Here is a 12,511-nt window from a genome sequence, read left to right on the forward strand (position 1 = left end):
GCTGTTCCTCCTGATGTCCCCGTTGTCCTCTGGTGCGTCCCACCCGGCCCGGTCATGCTGTCCGCCGACGGCGCCTGCCGCGCGCGATCCGCTCCCCACCAGGAGGACCTGTGGCCCTTGGCACCCATCACGGCATCCGTCGGTCGCTCGTACTGTTGGCGACCGCGGCGGCGACGGTGGCCGGAGCGGTCGCTCCCGCGTCCGCCGACCCGACGCCGGACCCCCGCCCGTACACCACCGCCGAGATCCTCGGACCCGTCGCACCGCCGGCCGCGACCCGCCCTGCCGGTGAGGCGAGATCCGTCGTGGACGGCGACGGCATCGAGACCGCCCGCGCCACCCGCCCCGTCGCCCCCGGCGTCCGGCTGAGTTCGTACGACCGTCTCGAGTCCGACAAGTGGCTGCGGGTCGACACCCTCTCCGTCGATCTGGACGGCAGCGGGGTGCGCGCCGACTACCTCTCCTCGGGCAAGGTCGCCGACCGGCACACGGTCTCCGAACTGGCCGCCGGACACGACCCGGGCAAGGGCCGGCGCACCGTGGCCGCGATCAACGCCGACTTCTTCGACATCAACCGGACCGGAGCGCCCCTGGGGCCGGGGATCAAGGACGGGCGGGTCGTCCACTCCCCGGCCCCTGGCGTCAACCGCGCGGTGGGCATCGGGCCGCAGAACGCGGGCCGCGTCCTGGAGCTGTATTTCGAGGGCACGCTGACCCTCCCTTCGGGCGCACACCCGCTGGCCGCGTACAACGCCGCGAACGTACCCGCCCAGGGCGTGGGTGCCTACACGCCGGCCTGGGGCGGAGCCGACCGCGCAGCGACCGTCGACGACGCGCGGTCTGTCGCCGAAGTGACCGTACGCGACGGAAAGGTCGTCTCCGTGTCGGACGGCCCCGGATCAGGACCCGTGCCCGACGACACGGTGGTCCTCGTCGGCCGGGAGGCCGGGGCCGGCCTGCTGGCCGCCCTCGAACCCGGTGACCCGGTCGGGATCGCGTACCGGGCCCGCACCGACGGCGGAGCCGTCCCGCGTACCGCCGTCGGCGGCCGCGAACTGCTCGTCGTAGACGGGGCGGCGCAGAACCACGACGGCGAGGGCAACAACACCGCGGCGCCCCGCACCGCGGTCGGATTCTCCGAGGACGGCCGGACCATGCAGGTCGTCACCGTCGACGGCCGTCAGACCGACAGCGGTGGCGTCACCCTCACCGAGCTGGGCGAGATGATGCGCCGGGCCGGCTCGTACAGCGCCCTCAACCTCGACGGGGGAGGGTCCTCGACCCTTGTCGCCCGTGAACCGGGCAGTGACACGCTGCGGGTCGAGAACAGCCCGTCCGACGGCAGCGAGCGCACGGTCCCCAACGGTCTCGCCCTGACGGCCCCCGACGGCAGCGGGCGGCTCGAAGGGTTCTGGGTCGGCACCCGGACACCGGCCGGGGCCGCGCCCGGTGACGACCCCGTCGCCGGCGGCCACCCCGAGCGGGTCTTCCCCGGCCTGACCCGGCAGCTCACCGCCGCCGGACACGACGAGACGTACGGCCCCGCAGCGGGCTCCCCGCGCTGGCGCGCCGTCAGCCCGGCGGTCGGCAGCGTCGACGCCCGGGGAACGTTCACCGCTCGCCACGGCGGCACGACCGACGTCCGGGCCGAACGCGCCGGAGCCCACGGGGGGATCCGGCTCACCGTGCTCGACCGGCTGACCCGAATCCGGTCCACCACCACGCGCGTCGGCCTGGCGGACGAGAGCGCCACCGGCACCTTCGGCATCACGGGGCTCGACGCCCACGGCGCGAGCGCCCCCGTCGAGCCGGCGGACATCACCCTCGAATACGACCGCACACGGTTCGCCGTCGCCGACGACGGCCGGGGCTCCTTCACCGTCACGTCCCTCACCGGCGCCGGGGCGGGACGGATCACAGCCACGGTGGCCGGCGTCAGCACCACCCTCGCCGTGAGCGTCGGCCTCACGGAGCGCACGGTGGCGGACTTCGACGACGCCGGATCCTGGAAGTTCAGCCAGGCCCGCGCCGACGGTTCGCTCGCCGCGACGCTGGACGGACACTCCGGCACCGGCCTGCGTCTCACCTACGACTTCACCCGCTCGACGGCCACGCGCGCCGCCTACGCGGCCCCGCCGCAGCCCGTCGCCGTGCCGGGGCAGCCGCAGACGTTCACCCTCTGGATCAAGGGGGACGGCAACGGCGCCTGGCCGACCCTGCACCTGAAGGACGCCGCTGGGTCGGACCAGTTGCTGCGCGGGCCCTACATCACCTGGACCGGCTGGCGTCAGGTCACCTTCGCCGTGCCGCCGGGTGCGGCGGCCCCGCTGTCCGTGTACCGCTTCTACCTCGCCGAGACGGCCGCGGCCCGGCAGTACACCGGCGAGATCGTGGTCGACGGCCTGACCGCCCAGGTGCCGCCCAGCGTCGAGCTGCCCGAACAGGCGGAGAGCGCCGACCCGTTGATCGGAACGGCCGCCGTGACCGAGGGCCGCGACTGGCACTTCGCGGTCATGTCGGACGCGCAGTTCGTCGCGCGGGACCCGGACAGCGCCATCGTCCGGCAGGCGCGCCGCACCCTGCGCGAGATCAAGGCGGCCCGGCCCGACTTCCTGGTCGTCAACGGAGACCTCGTCGACGAGGGATCGCCCGCCGACCTCGCCTTCGCCCGGCAGATTCTCGAGGAGGAACTGGGCGACTCGCTGCCCTGGTACTACGTACCGGGGAACCACGAGGTGATGGGCGGCGGGATCGACGACTTCGTCGCCGAGTTCGGCCCGGCCCGGCGGACGTTCGACCACGACGGAACCCGCGTCATCACACTCGACACATCGGGTCTCAGCCTGCGCAGCGGCGGCTTCGCCCAGATCCAGGAACTGCGCGCCCAGTTGGACATGGCGGCGAAGGACCGGTCCGTCGGCTCCGTGATGCTGATCGAGCACGTACCCCCACGCGATCCCACCGCACAGCAGGGGAGCCGGCTGAGCGACCGCAAGGAGGCGGCTCTCGTCGAAGAGTGGCTCGCCGGCTTCCGGCGCGCGACGGGCAAGGGCGCCGCCTTCGTCGGCAGCCATGTGGGGGTCTTCGACGCCTCACGCGTGGACGGAGTCCCGTATCTGATCAACGGGAACTCCGGCAAGGCCCCGGCCGGCCCCGCGGACGAGGGCGGATTCACCGGCTGGTCCCTGGTCGGCGCCGACCGCGTCTCGCCCGGAGAACAGGCGGCGGCGCGCAGGCAGCCCTGGCGGGGCGGCCCCGACTGGGTCTCGGTCCAGACCCGTGCCCACGTGGACGCGCTGACACTGGACGCCCCCTCCCAGCTGGTCAGGGGCGAGAGCGCGGCGGTCGGCGCACAGGTCACCCAGGGCACGCGGACCGTACCGGCGGCCTTTCCGCTGAGCGCCGACTGGACCGGTTCCCCGAACATGCACGTCGGTGGTCCCGGCGACGCCCGTCCGCGCCACATCGCGACGATGGACCCCGCCACGGGCACACTCACGGCCCTGCGGCCGGGCACCGTCACACTCGCGGTGACGGTCAACGGGGTCACCCGGCGGACGGAGATCAGGGTCGCGGCCGGGGCGATGGCTCCGTCCGCCTGACACGCCGTCATCGAGCATGCGGGCGCGCGGCCCCCGGACCCGGTCCGGGAGCCGCGCGGTGTCCGGGCGGTACCGCTCAGGTCTTCCGGTAGCCGTACGCGTCCGTCGCCGCGGCCTCCACGGCGTCCAGATCGCCCCCCGCCGACGCCGTCACCAGAGCGGAGATCGCGCCCTCCACGAACGGTGCGTCCACCAGCCGCGCACCGTCCGGCAGTTCGTCGCCCTCCGCCAGCATGGACTTCACCGTGAGCACCGCGCTCCCGAGGTCCACGAGCAGAGCCACGCCTGCCCCCATGTCGACCCTCGCGGCCGCCTCGGAGACCAGCTCCGCGCTCGTCCCCAGGCCGCCGGCGGAGGTTCCCCCCGCCGCCGCCATCGGCGCCGTCGCGCCACCGGCCGCCAGCCCCCTGGCCAGCTCGACCACGGCCTCCGCGACCGGCCCGCTGTGGGAGACCAGCACGATCCCGACCTTCTTGTCCTCGCTCACTCGCCGCCCCCCTCGGTCGGCCCGGCGGCCTCGGCGAGCGCCCCGACGAGCAGCGCCGACGAAGCGGCCCCCGGGTCCTGATGCCCGATGCTGCGCTCGCCGAGATAACTCGCCCTGCCCTTGCGTGCCCGCAGGGGCACGGTCCCCAGCGCACCTGCCAGCGCCGCGTCCCGGGCGGCCTCGAACGAGGTGCCCAGCACCTCGACGGCCGGGAGCAGCGCGTCGAGCATCGTCTTGTCCCCGGCCTGCGCGCCACCGAGCTGCGTCACCGCGGCGACACCGGCCCCGAGGGCGTCGGCCAGCTGATCCGGGGTCACCTCCGTCGCGTCGCCCAGCGCCTTTCCGGTGCGGCGCAGCAGGGTCCCGTACAACGGCCCGGACGCTCCGCCGACCGTCGAGATCAGGTGGCGGCCGGCCAGTGTCAGCACCGTCCCCGGCGTCCGGGGGGCCTCCTTCCCGAGTACGTCGTTCACGGCGGCGAAGCCGCGCCGCATGTTGCTCCCGTGGTCGGCGTCCCCGATCGCGGCGTCGAGCTCGGTCAGCCGGTCCGCCTCACGGTCGACGGCGGCCGCGGTGGCGGCCATCCAGCGACGGAAGAAATCGGTGTCGAGCACAAGATCTCCTGTTCCTCGTACGGTGGAAAGTCCGTTCACCGGCCCCAGCGCAACGCGGGCGTCTGTACCGGCGCGTCCCAGAGCCGCACCATCTCCTCGTCCACCTGGCAGAGCGTCACCGAGCAGCCCGCCATGTCGAGCGACGTCACGTAGTTGCCCACCAGCGTACGAGCCACCGTCACGCCCCGCTCCGACAGGACCCGCTGCACCTCGGCGTTGAACCCGTAGAGCTCCAGCAGCGGCGTCGCGCCCATTCCGTTGACCAGTACCAGCACGGGGCCGACCGGGCGCAGGTCCTCCAGCACCGCGTGGACCGCGATGTCGGCGATCTCCCCGGACGTCATCATCGGGCGGCGCTCGCGGCCGGGCTCGCCGTGGATCCCGATACCCAGCTCCAGCTCGCCCGACGGCAGGTCGAACGTCGGTGTCCCCTTGGCCGGGGTGGTGACGGAGCTGAGAGCCACCCCGAAGCTCCGCGCGGACTCGTTCACGCGCCGGGCCATGGCCTCCACCCGCTCCAGAGGAGCACCCTCGTCGGCGAGCGCACCGGCGATCTTCTCGACGAACAGGGTCGCCCCCGTGCCACGCCGGCCCGCCGTGAACGTGCTGTCCGACACCGCCACGTCGTCGTCGACCAGGACCCTGGCGACCTGGACCCCCTCGTCCTCTGCGAGCTCGGCGGCCATGTCGAAGTTGAGCACGTCGCCGGTGTAGTTCTTCACGACGAACAGCACGCCCGCGCCGCTGTCGACAGCGGCGGCCGCCCGCACCATCTGGTCGGGCACCGGCGAGGTGAAGACCTCCCCGGGGCACGCCGCGGACAGCATCCCGGGCCCGACGAACCCCGCGTGCAGCGGCTCGTGCCCCGACCCGCCCCCGGACACGAGACCCACCTTCCCGGCGACCGGGGCGTCACGCCGGACGACGACCCGGTTGTCCACGTCCACGACGAGGTCCGGGTGGGCGGCGGCCAGTCCGCGGAGACCGTCCGCGACGACGGTCTCCGGCACGTTGATGAGCATGCGCAAGGGTTCCTCCTGAGGGAGCAACGGCCGGCCTGTGGCCGGACCGCCCGTCGGTGTGAGTCCGGTCCTGCATACGGCACCCAGTATCGAAGAGACGCGGGTGATCCGGAAGCGACGCGTCGGAGAGACGCGTGTCGGAACTGCTCACGCGCCGCCGGACGGCCCCGGACCTTCTTACGGTCGGGTGACGGTGGGCGTGCCGCGCCCCGTATCGGGTCCCGGCCGGTCCTAGCGTGGCCGCCATGCGCGTACTGGTCACCGGCGGAGCCGGGTTCATCGGATCGCAGATCGTCCGGACACTCGCCGCCGACGGGCACGAACCGGTGGTCCTCGACGCACTGCTGCCGTCCGCTCACCCAACCGCCGTGCCTCCGCGGCTGCCCGGTGTCCGTACGGTCGTCGCGGACGTACGGGACCGTGAGGCTGTCGCCGGGGTGCTGAACGGGATCGACGCCGTGTGCCACCAGGCGGCCATGGTGGGTCTTGGCAGGGACTTCGCGGACGCGCCGCAGTACGTCGGGTGCAACGACTTCGGCACGGCGGTGCTGCTGGCGGAGATGGCGGCGGCCGGAATCCGGGACCTGGTGCTCGCCGGTTCCATGGTGGTCTACGGGGAGGGGCGTTACGACTGCCCCCGGCACGGCCGGGTCCGCCCAGGCCCCCGGTCGGTGGCCGACCTGGACGCCGGACGTTTCGAACCCCGGTGCCCTTCCTGCCGCGCGGAACTGGTGCCCGGCCTCGTCACCGAGGAGGCCCCCGTCGATCCGCGCAACGTGTACGCCTCGACCAAGCTCGCCCAGGAACACCTTGCCGCGGCCTGGACCCGCGCGACGGGCGGCCGGGCCGTGGCGCTGCGCTACCACAACGTCTACGGGCCGGGGATGCCGCGCGACACGCCGTACGCCGGTGTGGCGTCCTTCTTCCGTTCGGCTCTGGCCCGTGGCGAGGCGCCCCGGGTGTTCGAGGACGGCGGTCAGCGCCGCGACTTCGTCCACGTCCGTGACGTCGCCACGGCCAACGTGACGGCGCTCGCGGCTCTTGGCGAGCGCGGACCCGGATCGTTCGACGCCTACAACACCGGCAGCGGCGTCCCCCACACCATCGGCGAGATGGCCTGGGCCCTGTCCTCGGCGCACGGAGGTCCGGCGCCCGTGGTGACCGGTGAGTACCGGCTGGGGGACGTCCGGCACGTGACGGCGGACTCCCGGCGCCTCCGCGAGGAGCTCGGCTGGAAGCCGGCGGCCGACTTCGGCACCGGTATGAGGGAATTCGCCACCGAACCCCTGCGCGGCGCCGGGTAGCCCCCCGGGTCGCCCTCCCCGCGCCGCGGAGCTGCCGGGAGCCCTCGCTCCGCGCCTGCAACGCGTCCGTGCGACACGCCGTCCCCGCCACCTTCCGGCGAAACGGTGCCGGAGCCCGAAATGACAGATTTGTCTCCGTAGGGTGGCCGGCGTGACCGACTACGCACAGGCTGATCCCGCAGCTCCCGTCCGAGCCGACATCGTTCTGCCCTGCCTCGACGAGGCCGAGGCCCTGCCCCGAGTACTGTCCCGCGTCCCCGACGGGTGGCGTGCCATCGTCGTCGACAACGGCTCCACCGACGGTTCGGCGGAGATCGCCCGTTCGCTCGGTGCGACCGTCGTGCACGAACCGCGCCGCGGCTTCGGCTCCGCCTGCCACGCCGGACTGCTCGCCGCCGAGGCCGAGTACGTGTGTTTCTGCGACTGCGACGGCTCCCTGGACCCCGCGCTGCTCACCGGGTTCGTCCGTCGCGTCGCCGAGGGGCAGTGTGACCTGCTCCTCGGCCGGCGACGGCCCACCACCCAGGGCGCATGGCCCCCGCACGCCAGGGCGGGGAACTTCGCCCTGTCCAGGATGATGCGCCGCCGTACCGGCCTGCGGCTGCACGACCTCGGCCCGATGAGAGCCGTGCGCCGGGAGGCGCTGCTGGCACTCGACCTGACGGACCGTCGCAGCGGCTACCCCCTGGAGATGGTGGTGCGCGCCTCGGACGCCGGACTCCGCGTCGCGGAGACGGACGTGCCCTACCTGCCCCGGACGGGCAGGTCCAAGGTCACGGGCACCTGGCGGGGGACGTGGCACGCGGTGCGGGACATGCGCGCGGTGCTGCGGCAGCCGGAGTTCCGGACGCCCCGGAGCATCAGGGCGGAGGCGACCCGATGAGTGCGCCCGCACCGTGTCAGGGAGCGACGACATTGCTGGTCATCGCCAAGGAGCCGGTTCCGGGCCGGGTCAAGACCCGGCTCACACCGCCCTTCAGCCCCGGTGAGGCGGCGGAGCTGGCCACCGCGGCCCTGGAGGACACGTTGCGGACCGTCCTCACCCTGCCCGCACGGCGGCGCGTCCTGGTCCTCGACGGACACCCCGGTGCCTGGACACCACCGGGCTTCGACGTCCTGCCGCAGTGCGCGGGAACCCTCGACGAACGCATCGCGGCGGCCTTCGGCACCTGTTCGGGTCCCGCCCTCCTCATCGGGATGGACACCCCCCAGATCACGCCCGCCCTGCTGGCGCCGGCGCTGGCCGAGGACGCCTGGGACGGCTGCGACGCCTGGTTCGGACCCGCCGAGGACGGAGGCTTCTGGGCCCTCGGCCTCGCCGTACCCGACCCCGGCCTCGTACGTGGCGTACCGATGTCCCGCCCCGGCACGGGCGAGATCCAGCGGGCCCGTCTGACGGACGCGGGGCTCACGGTGCGGAACCTGCCGCCCCTGCGCGACGTGGACACGGCCGAGGACGCGCGGTACGTCGCCGACGCAGCGCCGCACGGATCGTTCGCCGAGACGCTCGACCGCCTGGACCGCCTGGACCGGGTGGTGGTCCGGTGAGCACCGTACTGCCCCCGGCCGGCCCGGGCGCGGCGGCCAGCTGGGCAGCCGATCCGTACGGGCGGGCCCTGAGCCGGGGCCGTGGTCCCCTCTTCCTCCGGGGCATGGACGGATGGCTGCTGCCGCTGGACGTCGAACGCTGGTGCGCCGCCGCCGACGCCGCCGACCTGTCGGCCCTGCGCCGTTGCGAGGGACCGGTCATCGACATCGGCTGCGGGCCCGGGCGCCTGGTCGCCGCCCTGGCCGCGCGCGGACACCGGGCCCTGGGCATCGACGTCAGCGAAGCCGCCGTCGGACGCACCCGGCGGACCGGCGGCGCGGCACTCCGGCGCAGCGTGTTCGAGCCGCTCCCGGGCGAAGGCCGCTGGGGAACCGCCCTGCTCGTCGACGGCAACATCGGGATCGGCGGTGACCCCCGCGTGCTGCTCCGGCGGATCGCCACCGTGCTGGCCCCGGGCGGCCTGCTCATCACGGAGGCCGCGCCGCACGACGTGGACGAGCGGGTCCGGGTGCGCCTCGACGACGGCCGTGAGCAGGCCGGTACCGCCCCTCATTTCCCCTGGGCCCGGGTCGGCGTGTCCGCCCTGCTCCTGCACGCGCGGTCGCAGAGCTGGAAGCCCGTCGGTCAGTGGGAGGCCGACGGCCGTCCGTTCCTCGCCCTGCGGCGCGCCCGGACGGTCCGCACGACGAGCCAGGACGCCGACACGGCGAACAGCGCCGCGGTGATGAGCAGCCAGTTGCCCAGGAACCTGTCGGGGGACATCCCGCTCGCCGGCTCGTAGCGCTCGGCGTGACGGGTGATCAGGGGGAACCACATCAACAGGAGCAGTCCGGACAGGAGGAGGGGCACCCGCACGAAGTTCACCAGGCCGGGGCGGCGCGGGAAGGGGACCCGCAGGGCCCGGTCCGCGGCCGAGTACAGCGGCACCAGCACCAGGTCGTGCACCAGGGCGGCGCCCACGAACCACACCAGGATCAAGAGGGTCTCCCCGTCGAGCAGCCGTACACCGGCGTATCCCGCGAGGGCGAAGGAGGAGACCATCAGGAGCAGATGCAGCGGTCCCTCCCCGTACCAGCGGCGCAGGACCCTCATCGCGGCTCTCCGAACGTCAGACGGCTCACCCATTTGGTGTTCATCACGCCGGGGGCGGCCGGCACGATGACGCGTGCCGGAAACCCGTGGTCGGGTGAGAGGTCCTCACCGTTGACTCCCAGCGCCAGGAGCGAATCCGGGTCCCGCACCTGGTTATCCCTGAGAGCCACCGACCTGAAGGGCCCGCTCCGCTGGAGGGACTCCACCAGCACTCCCGGCGCTCCGTCCGGGAAGCCCGCGAGCACGGCGAGATCACGCAGACGGACCCCACGCCACCACTGGTCGGATGTCGACCAGCCCTCCACGCAGGCGATCGGCAGCGCCGCGCTGTGCTGCCGCATGGAAAGCAACTGCGCCCGGGACAGCCGCGTCTCCCCGGCCGGCCCGACGATCGTGAGCCGCCAGTCCGCCCCGGTCTCCGCCGGGATGATGCCCACCTCGGCGGCGGTCTTGTTGATCTGGAACCCGTTGGGCCCCGTCCCCGGTTCGGCGCCGCCGCGTGGGGTCAGCAGCGCGGTCTTCCGCAGCCCGTCGTCGAAGCTCCGTCCGGCCGACGTGACCAGGAGGAGCAGCGAGCCCGCCCCCACCACCGTCAGGGCACCGCGCCGGGAGAGGGTCGGAGCGGCGGGGGCCGGGGAGGCCAGTTCGTCCTGCGCCGCGGGAAGCCCGCGGCGCAGGACGCGCAGCGCACGCGGCAGCTTGAGGAACGTATGGGCCAGGAACGCGGCGAAGAAGACCCAGGCCCCGTAGAAGTGCAGCGGGTAGAAGGACCCGGGGAACAGGTACTCCAACTGGATGTTGAGCAGACCGGTGACGAACTGGAAGAGGGCGCCACCCACCAGCAGCAGCACCGACAGACGCTCCAGGGCGTGTCCGGCCGACCGTGCGGGAGGCAGGGCGAACAGCTTCGGGACCACCGACCACAGCTTGGCCAGCAGGACGGGCACGAGCACGATGCCCAGGGTGACGTGCACCCCCTGGGTCAGCCGGTACAGCCAGTGGGGCCCTGTGGGCCAGTCGAAGAGGTAGAAGCCGAGCAGACCCTTCGCCGGTGTCTTGTCGTTCACCATGGCGAGGTCCGGGTTGTACGCCGCGTAGGAGAGGAGACCGGTCACGAACAGCAGGGTGATACCGGCCAGCAGCACCACGCCGAGCACGGCGGTGAACCGGACCCCGCGCACCGGACTGCGCCAGAAGGCGGGTCCGGTGGGGAGGGGAAAAGGGGGAAGAGGGAGGTGTGCACCGGTTCGCTGACGTCTGTCGCCCATGCGCCGACGTTATGCGGGGGACACCGCTCCGAGAGGGTAGCGACTCCTGACGAAAGTCCGAGCCGGCGCCCGGACGGCCCCGCCGATCGATCTGACGGTCGTGTGACGCGGGGGCGTCGCAGCGCCCGTCGGGCACCGTGGATGCGTAGCGTGCCCGGGTGACGACCGAGCAGCGCGGCGACCGCCTCCGCACCTTCGAACCCCTCGTTCCCGACCGCCCCGCCGGTCGCCGACGGGACCTGGCATCGGCCGTGGCGGGGGCCCTGCTGGTCGCCGTGGCCGCGGTGGTCGGATGGGTGATCCAGGAGGGCGACGGCAGCCTGCAGGTCCACTGGCCGCCCCTGCTCGCCTCCTGGGACCCGCACGTGGGTCCCGGCACCCCGCTCGCCCTGGGGGTCGCGGTCGCGGTCGTGGCGTACGGGCCACGCCTCGCGGCCGCGCTTCCCTGGCGCGGGCTGCTCCTCACCTGCTGGGCCGGTTCGGTGGCCTGGATCCTGTCGCTCGCACTCATCGAGGGCTGGTACCGGGGCGTGGCGCGCCGGCTGACCACCAAGCACGAGTACCTGCGGGTGATCGACCGCTTCGACGACATCGGTGCCGCGCTGCGCGGCTTCACCGACCACATCGTGATCGGCCCGCCCGGCAACTGGCCCGCACATGTCGCGGGTCACCCGCCGGGCGCCACCCTCACCTTCGTCGGCCTGGACCGGATCGGGCTCGGAGGCGGCGCCTGGGCGGGCATGTGGTGCATCGTGCTCGGCGGTTCCGCCGCCGCCGCCGTGCTGGTCGCCCTGCGTGCCCTGACGGGCGAACACCTCGCTCGGCGTGCGGCCCCGTTCCTGGTCCTGGCCCCCTTCGCCGTATGGGCGGGGACATCGGCGGACGGCTACTTCACCGCTGTGGCGGCCTGGTCCGTGGCGCTGCTGGCACTCGCGGCGACCCGTACGGTCAGGTTCCCGGCGGCGGCCGCACTCGCCTCCGGGCTCCTGTTCGGGTTCACCTGCTATCTCAGCTACGGTCTGACGCTCATCGTGGTCCTGCCGGCCGCCGTACTGGCCCTCACCCGCACCGTGCGCCCCCTCGGTCCCTTCCTGCTCGGCGCGCTGGCCGCGCCGGTGGCCTTCACCCTGGCGGGATTCAACTGGTGGGAGGCCTACCACCTGCTGGTGGAGCGCTACTACCAGGGCGCGGGCGGAGTCCGCCCCTTCTCCTACTGGGTCTGGGGGAACCTCGCCTGCGCCACACTGGCAGCCGGACTCGCCACCGTGGCGGGACTGCGGCGCGCGGTGGCGTCCGCCCCCTCCGGGGCGCGCGGGCTGCTCTCCGGCACCGCTACCGGGGCTCAACGGCTGGCGTTCCTGAGCCTCGCCGCCCTGCTGGCCGTCGCCGTCGCCGATCTGTCCGGGATGAGCAAGGCGGAGACCGAGCGCATCTGGCAGCCCTTCGTCCTCTGGCTGATGCCTGCCGCCGCGCTGCTCCCGGGCATCGACCGGCGTCGCTGGCTGGCGGCCCAGGCCGCTGTCGCCCTGCTGGTCAACCATCTGCTGTGGACCGGCTGGTGAGAGGAACACCC

General features: G+C 73.5%; 10 protein-coding genes. 6 read left to right on the forward strand and 4 right to left on the reverse strand.

Annotated features, from left to right (window positions below; translation table 11 throughout):
- The first annotated feature begins 110 nt into the window (after positions 1 to 110).
- Positions 111 to 3,602, forward strand: a complete 3,492-nt coding sequence (locus P8A20_RS34670) for a phosphodiester glycosidase family protein (RefSeq protein WP_306104929.1) — start codon at positions 111 to 113, stop codon at positions 3,600 to 3,602.
- 76 nt (positions 3,603 to 3,678) lie between these two features.
- On the opposite strand, the gene P8A20_RS34675 is transcribed toward P8A20_RS34670, so the two are convergent.
- The 3 genes from P8A20_RS34675 to dhaK are packed head-to-tail and all read right to left on the reverse strand — an operon-like array spanning position 3,679 to position 5,731.
- Positions 3,679 to 4,089 carry a PTS-dependent dihydroxyacetone kinase phosphotransferase subunit DhaM gene (locus P8A20_RS34675; RefSeq protein ID WP_147961881.1) on the reverse strand — a complete coding sequence of 137 codons (411 nt, stop codon included), beginning with the start codon at positions 4,087 to 4,089 and terminating at the stop codon, positions 3,679 to 3,681.
- A complete protein-coding gene (gene dhaL / locus P8A20_RS34680; protein ID WP_147961882.1) occupies positions 4,086 to 4,703 on the reverse strand; it encodes a dihydroxyacetone kinase subunit DhaL in 618 nt (205 codons plus the stop codon). The genes P8A20_RS34675 and dhaL overlap by 4 nt, the downstream gene beginning before the upstream one ends.
- Positions 4,704 to 4,738: 35 nt before the next feature.
- The gene (gene dhaK, locus P8A20_RS34685) at positions 4,739 to 5,731 is read right to left on the reverse strand and encodes a dihydroxyacetone kinase subunit DhaK (protein ID WP_306104930.1); all 993 of its coding nucleotides are present in this window, start codon (positions 5,729 to 5,731) and stop codon (positions 4,739 to 4,741) included.
- A 239-nt stretch (positions 5,732 to 5,970) separates the two neighbouring features.
- Here dhaK and P8A20_RS34690 point away from each other — a divergent pair, with 239 nt between their 5' ends.
- The 4 genes from P8A20_RS34690 to P8A20_RS34705 all read left to right on the forward strand — a co-directional run bounded on the left by P8A20_RS34690 (position 5,971) and on the right by P8A20_RS34705 (position 9,359).
- Positions 5,971 to 7,029 (forward strand): NAD-dependent epimerase/dehydratase family protein, encoded by a 1,059-nt coding sequence (locus P8A20_RS34690; protein WP_306104931.1) that lies wholly within the window; start codon positions 5,971 to 5,973, stop codon positions 7,027 to 7,029.
- 151 nt (positions 7,030 to 7,180) lie between these two features.
- Complete coding sequence (locus P8A20_RS34695) at positions 7,181 to 7,912, forward strand: glycosyltransferase family 2 protein (protein WP_147961884.1); 732 nt, start codon at positions 7,181 to 7,183, stop codon at positions 7,910 to 7,912.
- The gene (locus P8A20_RS34700; protein WP_147961885.1) at positions 7,909 to 8,577 is read left to right on the forward strand and encodes a TIGR04282 family arsenosugar biosynthesis glycosyltransferase; all 669 of its coding nucleotides are present in this window, start codon (positions 7,909 to 7,911) and stop codon (positions 8,575 to 8,577) included. Before P8A20_RS34695 ends, P8A20_RS34700 begins: the two co-directional genes overlap by 4 nt.
- Positions 8,574 to 9,359 (forward strand): class I SAM-dependent methyltransferase, encoded by a 786-nt coding sequence (locus tag P8A20_RS34705; RefSeq protein ID WP_147961886.1) that lies wholly within the window; start codon positions 8,574 to 8,576, stop codon positions 9,357 to 9,359. The genes P8A20_RS34700 and P8A20_RS34705 overlap by 4 nt, the downstream gene beginning before the upstream one ends.
- A 307-nt stretch (positions 9,360 to 9,666) precedes the next feature.
- Here the strand turns inward: P8A20_RS34705 and P8A20_RS34710 are convergent, their stop codons facing one another.
- A complete protein-coding gene (locus P8A20_RS34710; RefSeq protein WP_147961888.1) occupies positions 9,667 to 10,938 on the reverse strand; it encodes a molybdopterin-dependent oxidoreductase in 1,272 nt (423 codons plus the stop codon).
- A 158-nt stretch (positions 10,939 to 11,096) separates the two neighbouring features.
- On the opposite strand from P8A20_RS34710, the gene P8A20_RS34715 reads away from it, so the two are divergent.
- Positions 11,097 to 12,500: a hypothetical protein gene (locus tag P8A20_RS34715; RefSeq protein WP_371934428.1), complete on the forward strand. Its 1,404-nt coding sequence runs from the start codon at positions 11,097 to 11,099 to the stop codon at positions 12,498 to 12,500.
- The last annotated feature ends 11 nt before the right edge of the window (positions 12,501 to 12,511 follow it).

The organism is Streptomyces sp. Alt3, assembly GCF_030719215.1.
GTDB lineage: Bacteria > Actinomycetota > Actinomycetes > Streptomycetales > Streptomycetaceae > Streptomyces > Streptomyces glycanivorans.

Bases quoted from the DNA above. Each gene is read 5' to 3' on its own strand.
- P8A20_RS34690 (WP_306104931.1), top strand. From the start codon at position 5,971: ATGCGCGTACTGGTCACCGGCGGAGCCGGGTTCATCGGATCGCAGATC.
- P8A20_RS34710 (WP_147961888.1), bottom strand. From the start codon at position 10,938: ATGGGCGACAGACGTCAGCGAACCGGTGCACACCTCCCTCTTCCCCCT.
- P8A20_RS34700 (WP_147961885.1), top strand. From the start codon at position 7,909: ATGAGTGCGCCCGCACCGTGTCAGGGAGCGACGACATTGCTGGTCATC.